The 17,266-nt window shown below is 69.9% G+C and carries 12 protein-coding genes; 9 read left to right on the top strand and 3 right to left on the bottom strand.

The features are described from left to right. Positions 1-222 precede the first annotated feature (222 nt). From ACWDGI_RS37870 to ACWDGI_RS37860, 3 genes are all read left to right on the top strand, one after another. Complete coding sequence (locus tag ACWDGI_RS37870) at positions 223-2,490, top strand: IucA/IucC family protein (RefSeq protein WP_450767069.1); 2,268 nt, start codon at positions 223-225, stop codon at positions 2,488-2,490. A 659-nt stretch (positions 2,491-3,149) separates the two neighbouring features. Then, positions 3,150-3,902 carry a GNAT family N-acetyltransferase gene (locus ACWDGI_RS37865; RefSeq protein ID WP_450767183.1) on the top strand — a complete coding sequence of 251 codons (753 nt, stop codon included), beginning with the start codon at positions 3,150-3,152 and terminating at the stop codon, positions 3,900-3,902. Positions 3,903-4,163: 261 nt separating this feature from the next. After that, complete coding sequence (locus tag ACWDGI_RS37860; protein ID WP_450767067.1) at positions 4,164-6,140, top strand: ATP-dependent DNA helicase; 1,977 nt, start codon at positions 4,164-4,166, stop codon at positions 6,138-6,140. Between the two features lie 151 nt (positions 6,141-6,291). On the opposite strand, the gene lexA is transcribed toward ACWDGI_RS37860, so the two are convergent. Beyond that, entirely contained in the window at positions 6,292-7,071 is a 780-nt protein-coding gene (lexA, locus tag ACWDGI_RS37855; protein WP_362579448.1) for a transcriptional repressor LexA, read from the bottom strand. A 504-nt stretch (positions 7,072-7,575) separates the two neighbouring features. Between lexA and nrdR the strand changes: the two genes are divergently transcribed. Beyond that, entirely contained in the window at positions 7,576-8,127 is a 552-nt protein-coding gene (nrdR, locus tag ACWDGI_RS37850; protein WP_450767065.1) for a transcriptional regulator NrdR, read from the top strand. Between the two features lie 164 nt (positions 8,128-8,291). Then, the gene (locus tag ACWDGI_RS37845; protein ID WP_450767063.1) at positions 8,292-11,186 is read left to right on the top strand and encodes a vitamin B12-dependent ribonucleotide reductase; all 2,895 of its coding nucleotides are present in this window, start codon (positions 8,292-8,294) and stop codon (positions 11,184-11,186) included. 75 nt (positions 11,187-11,261) lie between these two features. On the opposite strand, the gene ACWDGI_RS37840 is transcribed toward ACWDGI_RS37845, so the two are convergent. Continuing rightward, the gene (locus ACWDGI_RS37840; protein WP_450767061.1) at positions 11,262-11,825 is read right to left on the bottom strand and encodes a TerD family protein; all 564 of its coding nucleotides are present in this window, start codon (positions 11,823-11,825) and stop codon (positions 11,262-11,264) included. 122 nt (positions 11,826-11,947) lie between these two features. Here ACWDGI_RS37840 and ACWDGI_RS37835 point away from each other — a divergent pair, with 122 nt between their 5' ends. The 3 genes from ACWDGI_RS37835 (at position 11,948) to ACWDGI_RS37825 (ending at position 14,251) form a co-directional block, all read left to right on the top strand. Further along, positions 11,948-12,553, top strand: coding sequence for a YdbC family protein (locus ACWDGI_RS37835; RefSeq protein ID WP_362579437.1), 606 nt, complete (start codon positions 11,948-11,950; stop codon positions 12,551-12,553). Between the two features lie 86 nt (positions 12,554-12,639). Then, on the top strand, positions 12,640-13,299 hold the full coding sequence (locus tag ACWDGI_RS37830) for a histidine phosphatase family protein (protein WP_450767059.1): 660 nt from the start codon (positions 12,640-12,642) through the stop codon (positions 13,297-13,299). Positions 13,300-13,309: 10 nt separating this feature from the next. Then, a complete protein-coding gene (locus ACWDGI_RS37825) occupies positions 13,310-14,251 on the top strand; it encodes an ADP-ribosylglycohydrolase family protein (RefSeq protein WP_450767057.1) in 942 nt (313 codons plus the stop codon). Between the two features lie 574 nt (positions 14,252-14,825). On the opposite strand, the gene ACWDGI_RS37820 is transcribed toward ACWDGI_RS37825, so the two are convergent. Beyond that, positions 14,826-16,373 carry an MFS transporter gene (locus ACWDGI_RS37820; protein ID WP_450767055.1) on the bottom strand — a complete coding sequence of 516 codons (1,548 nt, stop codon included), beginning with the start codon at positions 16,371-16,373 and terminating at the stop codon, positions 14,826-14,828. Between the two features lie 193 nt (positions 16,374-16,566). Here ACWDGI_RS37820 and ACWDGI_RS37815 point away from each other — a divergent pair, with 193 nt between their 5' ends. Further along, positions 16,567-17,190, top strand: coding sequence for a TetR/AcrR family transcriptional regulator (locus ACWDGI_RS37815; protein ID WP_450767053.1), 624 nt, complete (start codon positions 16,567-16,569; stop codon positions 17,188-17,190). Positions 17,191-17,266: the final 76 nt, after the last annotated feature.

Genomic DNA, 17,266 nt, shown 5'->3' with positions numbered 1-17,266 from the left:
GGACCGCAGCAGTCGACCGGCGCCGGACCGCAGCAGCCGACCGGTGGACCAGAACGGAACCACGCGGCCCGACCGGGCCGCGCATGAGACCCCACATCGTTCACACCTCTCTCGTAAGGACAGCCAGCACCTGACTCACCCCCCCGACAGCCGAGTTCGCCGCACACGACGGCCGACGGCCACCGGTCGACCCCGCACCGCCCGAGCCCCTGAGGAACCCCCTTGAACGCCACCCCCACCCCCGACGACCACGGAGACCAGGGTCCACAGGGACGTCCCGTTCCGCTCGCCGAGTCGGTTCCCCAGCAGCGCGGCCGCACCTTCCCGCCCGAGCGGTCCCGCGACGACGCCGGGGACCTTCTGGAACACCCCGACCCGCACGTCGCCGCCCAGGCCGCCGCCGTGGAGAACTTGCTGCGCTGCTGGGCACGCGAGACGAACCTCCCCGCGCCCGACACCGGCACCCTCCGCATCCCGCTGCCCGCCAGCGGTACGGCCCTGATCACCCCGGTCCGCCACTGGTCCCCGACCGGCTGGCACCGCTTCGGCCCACCCCGCCTGGCCGGCACCCCCGACACCGCCCCGCCCGTCGACGCGCTCACCCTCGCGGCCCTGCTCAGCCGGGAGACGGCGGGAGCGGCAGGGGGCACGGTGGTCCGACCGGAGGGCGGCCGCGGTCAGATCGGTGGTGTCCCAGGCCAGGTCGGTGGCAGCCCTGGTCAGGTCGGTGGTGGCCCTGGTCAGGTCGGTGGTGTCCCAGGCCAGGTCAGTGGTGGCCCCGGTCCGGGCGGTGGCAGCTCTGGTCAGGTCGGTGGTGGCCCCGATCCGGTCGGTGGTGGCCCCGATCCGGTCAGCGGCGGTCCCGATCCGGTCGGCGGCGGTCCCGAGCCGGTCGACGGCAGTCCCGGTTCGGTCGGTGGCATCGTCGCCCAAGCCAACGGCAGTCCCCTCCGCCTCAACGGCAGCCCTTTCCAGCCCGACGGCGGCCCTCGCCGCGCCGAAGGCGCTCCCCGCACCCAGGCCGTCCTCGACGCCGGCGACCTCGTGGCCCGGGTCGCCGACTCCCTGCGCCGCACGGTCACCTTCATCGCGGACCGGCGTGCCCACCCCGCCGACGGCCCCGACCGTTTTCTCGACGCCGAACAGGCACTCCTCCTCGGGCATCCCCTGCACCCGACCCCGAAGAGCCGTGAGGGTCTGACCGACTCCGAAGCCCGGCTCTACTCACCGGAGTTGCGCGGCTCCTTCCCCCTGCACTGGATGGCAGTCGCCTCCTCCCTCCTCGCCACCGACTCGGCCTGGACCGAGCGCGGCCGCCCTGTCCCCGCGCCGCACCTCATGGAAAGCCTGGCCGGCACGGCCCTGCCCCTGCCCGACGGCTATGGCGCCGCCCTGCCCCTGCATCCCTGGCAGGCCCGTGAGGTCCGCCACCGCGAGACGACCGCCGCCCTGCTCGACGCCGGACTCCTGCGCGACCTGGGCCCTCTCGGCGTCCCCTGGCATCCCACCTCCTCCGTACGAACCGTGCACCGCACCGGCGCCCCCGCCATGCTCAAGCTGTCGCTGGGCCTGCGCATCACCAACTCCCGCCGGGAGAACCTCCGCAAGGAACTCCACCGCGGCGTCGAGATGCACCGCCTGCTGCGCACCGGCCTCGCCAAGCAGTGGCAGGCCGCCCACCCCGGCTTCGACATCGTGCGCGACCCCGCCTGGCTGGCCGTGGACGGCCAGGACGGCCGACCCGTGCCCGGACTCGACGTGATGATCCGGCACAACCCGTTCACCCCCGACGACGACGTGTCCTGCCTTGCCGGACTGGCCGCACCCCTTCCCCTGGACGCCCCATCGGCGAACGGCGCTCCCCGGCCGTACCGGTCCCGGCTCGCCCGGGTGGTCGCCCGGCTGGCCGAACGCACCGGCCGCCCCGTCGGCGCCGTCAGCGCCGAGTGGTTCCTGCGCTACCTGGAGCAGGCCGTCCGCCCGGTGCTCTGGCTCGACGGCGAGGCCGGTATCGCCCTGGAGGCACACCAGCAGAACACCCTGCTGCTGCTGGACGCCGACGGCTGGCCCGCCGACGGCCGCTACCGTGACAACCAGGGCTACTACTTCCGTGAGTCCCGGTGGGCGGAACTCGACGCCCGGCTGCCCGGAGTCGGCGAGCACAGCGACACCTTCGTCTCCGACGAGGTCACCGACGAACGCTTCGCCTACTACCTCGGCATCAACAACGTGTTCGGTCTGATCGGCGCGTTCGGCTCCCAGCGGCTCGCCGACGAGCGCCTGCTGCTCGCGGCCTTCCGCCGGTTCCTCACCGACGCGGCCTCCGGACCCGCCCGGATGCGCACCTCCCTGCCCGGCCACCTGCTCGACTCACCCGTCCTGCGCTGCAAGGCCAACCTGCTGACCCGGCTGCACGGCCTCGACGAACTCGTCGGCCCGGTCGACACCCAGTCCGTCTACGTCACCATCGCCAACCCCCTCCACTCCTGACCGTCCGACCGCTCTGACCACGGCGACCTCATCACCGGCCCTCCCTCTACCGCCCGCCACCCGGCCTTCACCCGCCGCCGACCACTGACTCCACCCACCGCCCTTCATCCACCGCCGTCATCCACCGCCTTTCGTCCACCGATCTTCATCCACCTCACCGACCGAGGAACATGACCCACCTCGTCTCCTGAGAGGAGCGCACCATGCCTCCCACCGACGCGAGCGCCGACGCAGGCCCCGTACCGGTCCACCCCGTCCACCCCGGCCGCTCAGGTCCCGCCGAGGACACCCGGGACTGCGAGGACACCCTGGACCTCCGCCTGCCCGCCGATCTCCTCGCCCTCTTCGCCGGGAAGACGACCGGCCCCGATCTCGGTACGACGGCCCACACCGACGACGGCGAGATCCCCGGCTCCGACAACGGCGGTGGAGGACTGGCCGCACCGGCCGCCCCGGACGGCACTCGCGCCGCCCCGACCACCGAGTCGCAGGTGCCCGCACTCGACCCCGACCGAGCCTCTGCACTCGGTCGAGCCTCTGCACTCGGGCATGACCGATCTGCCGCACTCGGACACGACCGAGCCGTCGCGCTCGACGAGGAACGATCTGCCGCGCTCAGTCACGAGCGACAGACCCCGCTCGGTCATGAACAACCGACCCTGCTGGGCCACGACCGACCGAGCCCGCACACTCCTGACCGACCGACCCCGCATGCCGACGTCCTGCCGACCCCGCATGCCGACGTCCGACCGACTCCGCATGCCGACGTCCGACCGACTCCGCACGCTCAGGCCCGACCGACCCCGCTCCACCAAGACCCGCTCGGCCCACTGGACACGCTCGACCTGCTCGATCGGCTGGCCGGCTGGGGCCCCACCGAGACCCCCGTCGGTACCTTCCACCTCGTGCCGGTCCATGTCGAACGCGACCTGCCGATCATCGGCCGCTGGATGAACGACCCCGCCGTGGCCGCATTTTGGCAGCTGGCCGGTTCACGGGCGCAGACGGAAGATCATTTGCGTGGCCAGCTCGCGGGAGACGGACGCAGCGTGCCCTGCCTGGGCAGTCTCGACGGCACTCCGATGAGCTACTGGGAGATCTACCGGGCCGACCTGGACCCGCTCGCCCGCCACTACCCGGCCCGCCCGCACGACACCGGAGTCCACCTCCTCATCGGCGATGCCGCCGACCGGGGGCGCGGACTGGGGTCCGCCCTGCTCAGAGCCGTGGCCGATCTCGTACTTGATCACCGCCCCGCCTGTGCGCGCGTCGTCGCGGAGCCCGATCTTCGCAACACCCCCTCCGTGGCCGCCTTCCTCGGCGCGGGCTTCCGCTACGCCGCCGAGATCGACCTGCCTGCCAAACGGGCCGCCCTCATGATCCGAGACCGGTCCCTACGTCATCTGATGTAGCGCTGAGTGATGGCGCGTACACATGTAGTACGAAGCGGCCGCCGATCAAGTTCCCGGCCACCCGGAAGAATTCGGAACAACCCGCCACCCGGCCACCCGGGAGGAAACAACACGGGCAAACCCCCTGGCCTGCCCTTCCCTTGGCGGCCCCTTCATGACTCCTCCTCAGCCCACCTGCCCAGGAGCACCTCGCGTGATCCCGCCCCTCGTCCTCGCCTTGATCGCCCGATTGTCAGTGCCGGGCCGTAGGGTGGTCGCGCTATGACGAAGCCCTCCCTCCCTGAACTCCTGCATGCCGCTGTCACAGCTGTCGGCGGTACGGAGCGCCCCGGCCAGGTGACCATGGCCGAATCGGTCGCCGAAGCGATCGACGACGGATCCCATCTGCTGGTCCAGGCCGGCACCGGCACCGGAAAGTCGCTCGGCTATCTGGTGCCCGCGCTGGCCCACGGCGAGCGGGTCGTCGTGGCGACGGCGACCCTCGCCCTGCAGAGACAGCTCGTGGAGCGGGACCTGCCGCGCACCGTCGACGCCCTCCACCCGCTGCTGCGCCGCCGCCCGGAGTTCGCGATGCTCAAGGGCCGGTCGAACTACCTGTGTCTGCACCGGCTGCACGAGGGCGTGCCGCAGGACGAGGAGGAGGGCCTCTTCGACCAGTTCGAGGCGGCTGCGCCGACCAGCAAGCTCGGCCAGGACCTGTTGCGGCTGCGGGACTGGGCCGACGAGACCGAGACCGGTGACCGGGACGGCCTCACCCCGGGCGTCTCCGACAAGGCCTGGGCCCAGGTCTCGGTCTCCTCCCGGGAGTGCCTGGGTGCGTCCAAGTGCGCCTACGGCGCCGAGTGCTTCGCCGAGACGGCCCGTGAGCGCGCCAAGCTCGCGGACGTCGTCGTCACCAACCACGCGCTGCTGGCGATCGACGCCATCGAAGGCGCCCCGGTGCTCCCGCAGCACGAGGTGCTGATCGTGGACGAGGCGCACGAACTGGTCTCACGGGTCACCGGCGTCGCCACCGGCGAACTCACCCCGGGCCAGGTCAACCGAGCGGTCCGGCGGGCAGCCAAGCTGATCGACGAGAAGGCCGCCGACCAGCTCCAGACCGCCGCCGAGGGCTTCGAGCGGCTGATGGAGCTGGCCCTGCCGGGCCGCCTCGAGGAGATCCCGGAAGATCTCGGCTACGCCCTGGCGGCCCTCAGGGACGCCGCCCGCACCGTGATCTCCGCGATCGGCACGACCCGTGACAAGTCGGTCCAGGACGAGGACGCGGTCCGCAAGCAGGCCCTGGCCTCGGTGGAGACCGTGCACGACGTGGCCGAGCGGATCGTGAACGGCTCCGAGTGGGACGTCGTCTGGTACGAACGCCACGACCGTTTCGGTGCCTCGGTGCGGGTCGCCCCGATGTCCGTCTCGGGCCTGCTCAGGGAGAAGCTCTTCGCGGACCGTTCGGTCACTCTCACCTCGGCGACCCTCAAACTCGGCGGCGACTTCAACGGCGTCGGCGCGTCCCTGGGCCTCGCCCCCGAGGGCACCGAGGGCGACGACCTCCCGCAGTGGAAGGGCGTCGACGTCGGTTCCCCCTTCGACTACCCGAAGCAGGGCATCCTCTACGTCGCCAAGCACCTGTCGCGCCCCGCGCGGGACGGTGACCGCGCCGACATGCTCGACGAACTGACCGAGCTGATCCAGGCCGCCGGAGGCCGCACCCTCGGCCTCTTCTCCTCGATGCGGGGGGCCCAGCAGGCCGCCGAGGAGCTGCGCGTCCGGATCCCCGAGTTCCCGATACTGCTGCAGGGCGAGGAGACCCTCGGCGAGCTGATCAAGAACTTCGCGGCGGACCCCCGGACCTGTCTCTTCGGCACGCTGTCGCTGTGGCAGGGCGTCGACGTCCCGGGCCCCAGTTGCCAGCTGGTCGTCATGGACAAGATCCCGTTCCCGCGCCCGGACGACCCGCTGATGAGTGCCCGGCAGAAGGCCGTCGAGGACGCCGGCGGCAACGGCTTCATGGCGGTCGCCGCCACCCACGCCGCGCTCCTGATGGCCCAGGGCGCGGGCCGGCTGGTCCGCGCGTCGGGGGATCGGGGCGTGGTCGCCGTACTCGATCAGCGGCTGGCCACCGCGCGGTACGGCGGCTATCTGAAGTCGTCACTGCCCGACTTCTGGTACACCACGGACCGTAACCAGGTCAGGAAGTCGCTGGCGGCCATCGACGCGACGGCTCGGCAGGCGGAGGCGAAGTGATCGCGGGTTAGCCTGACCCGGCGCCGGGTCAGGCTAACCCGCGATCCGAAGAGGCGGTCGCCGGGGTCCGGACAGTACAAGACCCCGGAACCGGCGCAGGGGTCCCGGGGCCCGATCGGAGGGCGGGCGGGATCACCGCCCGCCGCAGGCGTCACACGCGACGCAGTACCGCGACGACCTTGCCCAGGATGGTCGCGTCGTCGCCGGGGATCGGCTCGTAGGCCGAGTTGTGAGGGAGGAGCCACACATGCCCGTCCTCGCGCTTGAAGCGCTTGACGGTGGCTTCGCCGTCGAGCATGGCGGCGACGATGTCGCCGTTCTCGGCGACCGGCTGGCGGCGGACGGTGACCCAGTCGCCGTCACAGATAGCGGCCTCGATCATGGAGTCACCGACGACCTTGAGCACGAACAGCTCGCCGTCGCCGACCAGCTGCCGAGGGAGGGGAAAGACGTCCTCGACCGATTCCTCGGCGAGGATCGGGCCACCGGCGGCGATCCGGCCGACCAGCGGGACGTACGACGCGGCGGGCTTGCCGGCGGTGTCCGTGGGCTGCACGCTGACGGCCTGGTCGGAGCCGCGTACCTCGTACGCGCGCGGGCGGTGCGGGTCGCGGCGCAGGAAGCCCTTGCGCTCCAGTGCCATCAGCTGGTGCGCCACCGAGGACGTGCTGGACAGGCCTACGGCCTGGCCGATCTCTCGCATCGACGGCGGGTAGCCCCGCCGCTGCACCGAGTCCCTGATCACCTCGATCACTCGGCGCTGCCGGTCGGTGAGGCCCGAGCTGTCCGCCCGGATGCCTGGAGGTCGGCCCGGTAGGGAGCGCTTGTGCCCCTCGGGATTCACGGCTTCGTTCATGGCATGCACCGGGTCGAGTCGGCCCTGGGAGCGGTCCTGGGCGGTGATGGTGGCACTGTCTGCGGTCGTGGTCACGTCGGCCCCTCTCGATGGTCTCCCTGCTGGACAACGGTAGTTGCTTTCGAAAGGTTGCGCCAAACACACGTTCGAGTGAAAAAACGCGGTTCACCGTACGCGATCACATGTCTGGGTGTATGGCTCACGCGGTACCCAGCGGACAAAAGGTCCCATCGTTGTACTCTTCACCGCCGGGCTGATGGCCGTGTGGGTGTGCCCAGTCTGCCATCCGGACCCCTGCCGACCGGGACGACCGCCCCCATCTGCGCCGGAGCCGCACGTGACCTCCGTGCGGCGCCCACGGTATCTCCGTATCCGCCGTAGCGGTACGTGTGCGACACGCGCAACCTGGCGATGTATCAGCCAATCACCACATCTAGTGGTTGGATTGCTACAGCAGCCCACAAGTTGTGGTCCCCCGGGTCTCCGGTGGCTCTGAGATCGCCTATGCTTGGGGCTGCTTCGTGGGGCCCGGGTGGTCCAGCGAGGCCATTGAGTCTGCTGTGAGGAGGGTTGGAGATCATGCACTGCCCCTTCTGCAGGCACCCCGACAGCCGCGTGGTCGACAGTCGTACGACCGACGACGGCACGTCGATCCGCAGGCGCCGCCAGTGCCCTGACTGCTCCCGTCGTTTCACGACCGTGGAGACGTGCTCGCTCATGGTGGTGAAGCGGTCCGGAGTCACCGAGCCATTCAGCCGTACCAAGGTCATCAACGGCGTGCGCAAGGCGTGCCAGGGACGACCTGTCACCGAGGACGCACTCGCCCAGCTCGGCCAGCGGGTCGAGGAGGCGGTGCGGGCCACCGGAAGTGCCGAGCTGACCACCCACGACGTGGGGCTGGCCATACTCGGCCCGTTGCAGGAACTCGACCTCGTCGCCTACCTGCGATTCGCCTCCGTCTACCGGGCCTTCGACTCGCTCGAGGACTTCGAGGCCGCGATCGCGGAGCTCAGGCAGGCGGCGCAGGACCCCGTCGCGGACGACGAAGACGCGGGAGCGGGGAGCCAGGAGGACGATCACGGGCCGGGCGGTACCACCAGGGCGCCCGAACCCGTCCATCTCGCCGGCTGACGGGCGGACCGGAACCGGGGGGAGGACCCGAATCCGGTTGTCGGACGGCGATCCAGGATTTGCCGCGGGTGGCAGCTGAGGGTGCCCGCGGCGTCAGCACAGAACAGCGTGTCACGGGAACATCGTGGCATTTCAGGGCGTTTTTGCCCGTAGAGGGAGGCGGCATGACAGAGACGGCGAGCGGTCCGGCACGGAGTTCCCGCGCGAAGGGCACCAAGGCCACCAAGGGGCTGCGTATCGAGCGCATCCACACCACCCCCGGCGTACACCCGTACGACGAGGTGAGCTGGGAGCGCCGTGACGTCGTCATGACCAACTGGCGCGACGGCTCGGTCAATTTCGAGCAGCGTGGCGTCGAGTTCCCCGACTTCTGGTCGGTGAACGCGGTCAACATCGTCACCAGCAAGTACTTCCGGGGTGCCGTCGGCACCCCGCAGCGCGAGACCGGCCTCAAGCAGCTGATCGACCGCATCGTGAAGACGTACCGGAAGGCCGGCGAGGACCACAAGTACTTCGCCTCGCCCGCCGACGCGGAGATCTTCGAGCACGAGCTGGCATACGCCCTCCTGCACCAGGTCTTCAGCTTCAACAGCCCCGTGTGGTTCAACGTGGGCACGCCGCAGCCCCAGCAGGTCTCCGCCTGCTTCATCCTGTCCGTCGACGACTCCATGGAGTCGATCCTCGACTGGTACAAGGAAGAGGGCATGATCTTCAAGGGCGGCTCCGGTGCCGGCCTGAACCTCTCCCGGATCCGCTCCTCCAAGGAGCTGCTCTCCTCCGGCGGCAACGCCTCCGGCCCGGTCTCCTTCATGCGCGGTGCCGACGCCTCCGCCGGCACCATCAAGTCGGGTGGCGCCACGCGTCGCGCCGCCAAGATGGTCATCCTCGACGTCGACCACCCCGACATCGAGGACTTCATCGAGACCAAGGTCAAGGAAGAGGAGAAGATCCGCGCCCTGCGTGACGCGGGCTTCGACATGGACCTGGGCGGCGACGACATCACGTCCGTCCAGTACCAGAACGCCAACAACTCCGTCCGCGTGAACGACGAGTTCATGAAGGCGGTCGAGCAGGGCGGACAGTTCGGCCTGCGCGCCCGGATGACCGGTGAGGTCATCGAGGAGGTCCAGGCCAAGAGCCTGTTCCGCAAGATGGCCGAGGCCGCCTGGGCCTGCGCCGACCCGGGCATCCAGTACGACGACACGATCAACCACTGGCACACCTGCCCGGAGTCCGGCCGGATCAACGGCTCGAACCCCTGCAGCGAGTACATGCACCTGGACAACACGTCCTGCAACCTCGCCTCGCTGAACCTGATGAAGTTCCTGAAGGACGACGGCCTGGGCCACCAGTCCTTCGAGGTCGAGCGCTTCGCGAAGGTCGTCGAGCTGGTCATCACCGCGATGGACATCTCCATCTGCTTCGCGGACTTCCCGACCCAGAAGATCGGCGAGAACACCCGCGCCTTCCGCCAACTCGGCATCGGCTACGCCAATCTCGGCGCCCTGCTGATGGCGACCGGCCACGCCTACGACTCCGACGGCGGCCGCGCGCTGGCCGGTGCCATCACCTCCCTGATGACCGGCACGGCGTACAAGCGCTCCGCCGAGCTGGCCGCGGTCGTCGGCCCGTACGACGGCTACGCCCGCAACGCCGACGCCCACAACCGCGTCATGAAGCAGCACGCCGACGCCAACACCGTGGCCGACCGCATGGACGACCTGGACACCCCGGTGTGGGCCGCCGCCACGGAGGCCTGGCAGGACGTGGTCCGCCTCGGTGAGAAGAACGGTTTCCGTAACTCCCAGGCGTCCGTCCTCGCCCCCACCGGCACCATCGGTCTCGCGATGTCCTGCGACACCACCGGTGTCGAGCCCGACCTGGCGCTCGTGAAGTTCAAGAAGCTGGTCGGCGGCGGCTCGATGCAGATCGTCAACGGCACGGTCCCGCAGGCCCTGCGCCGCCTGGGTTACCAGGAGGAGCAGATCGAGGCGATCGTCGCCCACATCGCCGAGAACGGCAATGTGATCGACGCCCCCGGCCTCAAGCACGAGCACTACGAGGTCTTCGACTGCGCCATGGGCGAGCGCGCCATCTCCCCGATGGGCCACGTCCGCATGATGGCCGCGATCCAGCCGTGGATCTCCGGCGCCATCTCCAAGACGGTCAACATGCCGGAGACGGCGACCGTCGAGGAGGTCGAGGAGATCTACTACGAGGCCTGGAAGCTCGGCGTCAAGGCGCTCGCGATCTACCGCGACAACTGCAAGGTCGGCCAGCCGCTCTCCGCCAAGACCAAGGAGAAGGAGAAGGCCGAGGTCACCGAGAAGGCCGAGGCGACCATCCGCGAGACGGTCGAGAAGGTCATCGAGTACCGCCCGGTCCGCAAGCGCCTCCCGAAGGGTCGTCCCGGCATCACCACGTCCTTCACCGTCGGTGGCGCCGAGGGTTACATGACGGCCAACTCCTACCCGGACGACGGCCTGGGCGAGGTCTTCCTGAAGATGTCCAAGCAGGGTTCGACCCTCGCGGGCATGATGGACGCCTTCTCCATCGCGGTCTCCGTCGGCCTCCAGTACGGCGTGCCGCTGGAGACCTACGTCTCGAAGTTCACCAACATGCGCTTCGAGCCGGCCGGAATGACGGACGACCCGGACGTGCGGATGGCGCAGTCGATCGTCGACTACATCTTCCGCCGCCTGGCGCTGGACTTCCTGCCCTTCGAGACGCGCTCCGCGCTCGGCATCCACTCCGCTCCGGAGCGCCAGCGTCACCTGGAGACCGGTTCGTACGAGCCGTCCGACGACGAGGTCGACGTCGAGGGGCTGGCCCAGTCGGCGCCGCGCGCCCAGGAGCTGAAGGCCGTCGCCTCCCCGAAGGCCGAGGCCGCGGTGGCCAAGCCCGCCCCGAAGCAGGCCCACACCAGCGCCGAGCTGGTGGAGATGCAGCTGGGCATCCAGGCCGACGCCCCGCTCTGCTTCTCCTGCGGTACGAAGATGCAGCGGGCCGGTTCCTGCTACATCTGCGAGGGCTGCGGCTCGACCAGCGGCTGCAGCTGACGAGTTGACATGAAGTGAAGTAAGGGGCGTCGGCCATGGCCGACGCCCCTTACCGCTGCTCCTGGTCGCTCGCCGTCACGGCCGGCCGAGGCCGCCCATCGCACGGGTGAAGACCACGGGGTCGTCCTCGAAGCCGTGCACGCCGGGTCGGAAACTCCAGTCACCTGACCCGTCGCGCACGAACTCCGCGACCGCGGCCGCGGTCGCCCCGAGGACCGAGCCGAAGTCGTCCTCGGCCAGCACGTTGTAGCCCTCCCGGACGCGCACCTCCGGGTTCAGGACGTTCACGAACGTCCGGTGCGCGGACCGCTGCTGGATGACGACGCCGACCACCACGCGCGTGTACCGGCCGTCGAGTCGGTCGAGTTCGAGCTTCATCACCTCGTCCCAGCCGAAGCCCTTGCCGTCCTGGCTGTCGCGGTTGAGGAAGATCGTGCCATCGGGCGAGCGGCTGTCGAAGTGCACCAGATAGGCCGCGGTCCCGTACGGGTCGCCCGCCGTGTAGGTACCGGCGATGATGTCGAGATCGGTGGGCGGCTGCCCGGCCGGGCTGGGATCCCACTTCAGCGCGACCTCGACCTTGCTCATCGCCTTGCTGAAACCGCTCATCACGCGTCCCCTTCCCCCCTTGAGGTCCACTGCCCCAACTGATGGGCTACCAAGGCTCTTTGTCCATCGTGCCACGCGCGCGGGGGCGCATGCGCGGGTGATCTCCGCCGGAGCGTGACCGACGCCACGTCCCATGGCCTTACGATGGCGCGGTGCTGGTCAAGTGGATTCGCTGCACCGTGGTGGACCGCCGCGGGTTCGAGCGGGGGCAGCGGAAATGGGCGGGGCTTCTGGGGGAGCCGGGATTTCGCGGACAGGGCGGGGGCTGGAGCCGGCAGCGAGCCGGAGTGGCGCACACCTTCGCCTTCTGGGAGAGCCGTGCCTTCTACGACTCCTTCATGGCGCGCTCGCACGACCGTCTGGCCGCGTCCCAGTCCGGCACGTACAAGGACCAGCAGGTCAAGTTGTTCGAGTACCGGTTCGATGTGAAGACCGGCTTCGAACCGCGGTTCACGGACTCCGACCTGGTCCGGGTGGCCCTCTGCCGGGTGCACGAGGAGCGCGTCGAGCACTTCACGCTGATGCAGGAGAAGGTCTGGAACCCGGCGATGGCCGGCTCGCCCGGCATGATCCGCGGCATGTTCGCGGAGGCCCCGGCGCACGAGTTCATGATCCTCTCGATGTGGCGGTCGGCCGCGGAACACGGCAAGTACCGCACCGAGCGAGTGGAGCGACTGGCACTGCGCGCCCAGACGGAGGCCGACATCGCGGCCCTCACGGGCGACATCGTGGAGCTCGAACCGAGCTGGATCGTTTGAATCTCCAACCCCTGATTTGTGTGACCTATGCTGTATGGAGCCCATCCGAGTGCTCGATTTTCCGCCACTCGATCTAGGGTTTTGGCATGGCACGACCACGGCGCATCGTCCTTGTCCGGCACGGCGAGTCAACCGGCAATGTCGACGACTCCGTGTACGAGCGGGAACCCGACCACTCACTGGCCCTGACCGAGCGGGGCTGGCGGCAGGCCGAGGAGACCGGAAAACGCATCCGGGAGATCTTCGGCCAGGAGCCAGTCAGCGTGTACGTCTCCCCGTACCGCCGTACGCACGAGACCCTGCGAGCCTTCCATCTCGATCCGGACCTCATACGCGTACGTGAGGAGCCCCGGCTGCGTGAGCAGGACTGGGGGAACTGGCAGGACCGCGACGACGTACGGCTGCAGAAGACGTACCGGGACGCGTACGGCCACTTCTTCTTCCGCTTCCCCCAGGGCGAGTCCGGGGCCGACGTGTACGACCGGGTCGGCGGCTTCCTGGAGAGCCTGTTCCGCAGCTTCGAGGCACCGGACCATCCGCCCAACGTGCTCCTGGTGACCCACGGCCTGGCGATGCGGCTGTTCTGCATGCGCTGGTTCCACTGGACGGTCGCGGACTTCGAGTCGCTGTCCAACCCCGGGAACGCCGAGATGCGGATGCTCGTTCTCGGGGACGACGACAGGTACACGCTCGACCGGCCGTTCGACCGCTGGCGGGACCCGGAGTCCCACTGGATGAGCGGCTAGGCTGGCCGAGATGACCGATTCCTCCTACACTCCGAACGCCGGGCGCCTGGACCGCGCCCTGGCCAGCCTCCGCGGACTCGCCACCGGCGACGCGCTGGGCTCACAGTTCTTCGTTCCGGTGAACTACCCGCTGCTGCAGCGGCGCGAGCTGCCGCCGGACCCCTGGCAGTGGACCGACGACACGGAGATGGCCTGTTCCGTCGTCGCCGTCCTCGCCGCTCACCACCGCATCGACCAGGACGCGCTGGCCCACTCGTTCGCCGCGCACCACGACTTCGACCGGGGCTACGGCCCCGCCGTCAACCGGCTGCTCCGCCTTGTCAGGGAAGGTGGCGAGTGGCGCGAACTGGCTGCCGCACTCTTCAACGGGCGGGGCTCGTGGGGCAACGGCGCGGCGATGCGGATCGCGCCCCTGGGCGCCTGGTACGCGGACGATCCGGAGCAGGCCACCCACCAGGCCGAGATCTCGGCCTACCCCACGCACCAGCACCGCGAGGCGGTGGTCGGGGCCATGGCGGTCGCTGCCGCAGCGGCACTGGTGGCGGCGCCCGGCGGCCCGCCGAGTCCCGAGGCACTCCTCGACGGGGTCGTCGCGCTCGTCCCCAGGAGCGCCGTAGGCCAGGGCCTGCGGCGCGCCCGCGACATGCTCGACTACGACGACGAGGGCACCGTGGCGGCCGTCCTGGGCTGCGGACGGCGTACGAGCGCCCATGACACGGTCCCCTTCGCCCTCTGGTCGGCGGCACGTGCCCTCGGCGACTACGAGACGGCCTTCTGGGCGACCGCCCAGGTGGGCGGCGATGTGGACACCACCTGCGCCATCGTCGGCGGCGTGCTCGCGTCCGGAGCGGCGGGAGCGCCTCCGGCCGCATGGACGGAGCGGACGGAGGCGCTGCCGGAGTGGGTGCCGACGGGGACGGGGACCGCGGTCGGCGGCAGACCGCCGGCGTAGGAGGGCTGGGGTGGGCGGTTGGCTGCCGGCGTAGGAAGGCCGCGGTGGGCGGTTGGCTGCCGGCGTAAGAAGGCCGCAGTCGGCGGTTGGCCGCCGGCGTACGAAGGCCGCTGTCGGTGGACGGCCGTCGGGATGCGAAGGCTGCCCGGTCGGGGCATTCGTGTTCTGTGGGGCCTCGGGGCTGTAGGCCCTGTGTGGTGCTGCGGGGGCGCGGCGGCCCGGCCGTCTCAGCGACGCGGCGGCCCTGTGTATCCCCGGAACAGTGGTGGGCCCCATGCCCTGGGCCTGGGATCCCGGCACTCCGGGCACGCTCAGAACACTGCGTGGTCGACGGGAACTCTCCGTGACCGTCGGGCGTTTTCCCGGCAACCGCTCCCCGCTCCGCCCGGGTGCGGACGGAGGAGAAGGCGGCGGAGGTCGCGGGGGGACGGTGTTGGCGGTGTGGCTCGGAGTCTCTGTTCCGGTGGCGTTCGTGGTTCTGTCGGCCCTGGTGCGGATGGCCGGACCTCTGCCTCTGCCGTCTGTCCCCTGGCGGCGGTCCGGCCATCCGCGGCTTCGCGCGGAACCGGTGAGGTCAGCCCAGGCCGGGGCCGGCCGTGCCTGCGAGGGCTTCGAGGTCGCTCTTGCGGACCTTGATCACCAGCCAGGCGGTGAGCAGGCCGAGCGCGGCCATGGCGGCGGCGGGTACGAACGCCGTCGAGATCCCGTGCGCAAGCACCTCGTGTGCCCAGGGCGCGGGCAGCTGGTGGGACTTGGCGAACTCCGCCTTCTGCTCCGGCGAGCCGTCGGCGAGGAACTTCGGCAGCTGCTTCTTCGCCTCGTCCTTGCTGGCCGAGCCGAAGACCGTGGTCAGGATCGACAGGCCCAGCGAACCGCCCACCTGCTGCATGGCGTTCAGCAGGCCGGAGGCCGCTCCGGCCTCATGCTGGGCGACTCCGGAGACCGCGGTGACGGTCGCGGTCACGAAGTTCAGGCCCATGCCGAAGCCGAAGATGAGCATGGGCCCGAGAATCCCGCCGAGATACGAGCTGTCGGGCTTGATGAACGTCTGCCAGGTCAGGCCGACGGCCACGAGGGCGGAGCCGGTCATCATGAACGGCTTCGGGCCGAGGGCGGGCAGGAACCGCTGCGAGAGTCCGGCGCCGACGGCGATCGCCACCGTCACGGGCAGGAAGGCCAGACCGGCCCGGATCGGGCTGTAGCCCAGTACGTTCTGCACGAACAGCACGATGTAGAAGAACATCCCGAACATCGCCGCGGCCAGGCTCAGCATGATCACGTACGTGCCGGAGCGGTTGCGGTCGGCGAACATCCGCAGTGGGGTGATGGGCTCCTTCGCCCGGGTCTCGATGAGGGCGAAGGCCAGCAGAAGCACCACCGCGGCACCGAAGGATCCGAGGGTCAGAGCGTCGTGCCAGCCCTCCTCCGAAGCCCGGATGAAGCCGTACACCAGGGAGACCATGCCCAGCGTGGAGGCCAGCGCGCCCGCGATGTCGAACCGCCCGGGATGCCGTTCGGACTCGTTGATGTACTGCGGGGTGAGGGCGACGATCAGCAGTCCGATCGGCACATTGACGAAGAACACCCAGCGCCAGTCGAGCCAGTCGGTGAGCATGCCGCCGGCCAGCAGGCCGATGGCGCCACCGCCCGCGGAGACGGCGGCGAACACGCCGAACGCCCGGTTGCGTTCGGGGCCTTCCGGGAAGGTGGTGGTGATCAGCGCCAGCGAGGTCGGCGACGCGATCGCGCCACCCATGCCCTGGAGGGCGCGGGCGGCCAGCAGCTGCCAGGGTTCCTGGGCGAGACCGCCGAGGAGCGAGGCGAAGGTGAACAGCAGGATGCCGGTCATGAACACCCGGCGCCGGCCGAGAATGTCACCGGCTCGCGCACCGAGCAGGAGCAGACCCCCGAAGGTGAGCGTGTAGGCGCTGACCACCCAGGTGAGGTCCGTGGTGCTGAACTTGAGGGCGTCTTGAATGTGCGGGAGCGCGATGTTCACAATCGTCGCGTCAAGTACGACCATGAGCTGGCAGGCGGCAATCACGGCGAGCGCGATGCCGGGACGCCCCTGCCTGCGGGCCGCGCCGGGTTTCTGTTCGGATATCAGCTGAGAGGTTGTCACTTTGGGTCCCCCACGAAGGTGTTAGTGAACGCCCGCGTTCACTGTCGCGACAACGGTAGTGAGTCCTCGGTAGAGAACGCAAGCGTTCACTTAACTGCGCGTCGCGTGCCGCGTCCCCCTTTGCCGTCGCGTGCCGCGCATCGTCCCCCCGCTCCGCAATCCCCGCTTCCCCTCGCTCGCTGGAGAAACTCAGATGGTTACCTCGCGCTGGACTGCCGCTCCTGCTCAGGCGGCCTCCCCTCGTCGGCGCGGTGCGGTCCTTGAACGCGCGATCCTGGACGCTGCCTTGGAGCAGCTCAGCACGGTCGGCTGGAACGGCCTCACCATGGAGGGTGTCGCCGCCGGCGCGCAGACCGGAAAGGCCGCGGTGTACCGGCGCTGGTCCTCGAAGGAGGAACTGGTCGCCGACGCCTTGCAGGCGGGTCTGCCACGTTTGGAGGAGGCCCCCGACCTCGGAAGTGTGCGCGAAGACCTGCTGGCCCTGTGCCGGCAGGCCCGGGACGCGATGTTCTCGCGCCCCGGGTTCGCCCTGCGGTCGGTGATTCACGAATGCGATCCGACGCAGGTCGAGCGGTTCCATGGGGTGATCTTCGATGGCGTCGTGGGGCCGACCACCAGGCTGATCGGTGACATCGTCGCCCGCGGCATAGAGCGGGGGGAGGTGCGCGCCGATGCGGCCAACGACTATGTGCTCGACGCCATTCCGGCGATGATGATGTACCGCAACAAGATTTCTGGAAGCGAATGGAGCGACCAGGAGGTCGAGCGGATGATCGACCAGTACATGCTTCCGCTGCTGCTGTCGCGCGGCGTCTGATCCGGCGCTCCGGCGGCCCGCGGGCCGGTCGGGGAAGCCGGGGTGTCGCTCGGGGATCGGCGCGGCGTACCCTGAG

The sequence above is a fragment of the Streptomyces sp. NPDC001220 genome, from assembly GCF_053597895.1.
The sequence above is the reverse complement of the archived record's forward strand: the minus strand, read 5'-3'. Positions and strand labels throughout refer to the sequence as shown.

What these genes read in the sequence shown, in the direction of transcription:
- ACWDGI_RS37860 (WP_450767067.1), top strand. Translation starts at nt 4,164, where the DNA reads ATGACGAAGCCCTCCCTCCCTGAACTCCTGCATGCCGCTGTCACAGCT.
- nrdR (WP_450767065.1), top strand. Translation starts at nt 7,576, where the DNA reads ATGCACTGCCCCTTCTGCAGGCACCCCGACAGCCGCGTGGTCGACAGT.
- ACWDGI_RS37815 (WP_450767053.1), top strand. Translation starts at nt 16,567, where the DNA reads ATGGTTACCTCGCGCTGGACTGCCGCTCCTGCTCAGGCGGCCTCCCCT.
- ACWDGI_RS37845 (WP_450767063.1), top strand. Translation starts at nt 8,292, where the DNA reads ATGACAGAGACGGCGAGCGGTCCGGCACGGAGTTCCCGCGCGAAGGGC.
- ACWDGI_RS37830 (WP_450767059.1), top strand. Translation starts at nt 12,640, where the DNA reads ATGGCACGACCACGGCGCATCGTCCTTGTCCGGCACGGCGAGTCAACC.
- ACWDGI_RS37825 (WP_450767057.1), top strand. Translation starts at nt 13,310, where the DNA reads ATGACCGATTCCTCCTACACTCCGAACGCCGGGCGCCTGGACCGCGCC.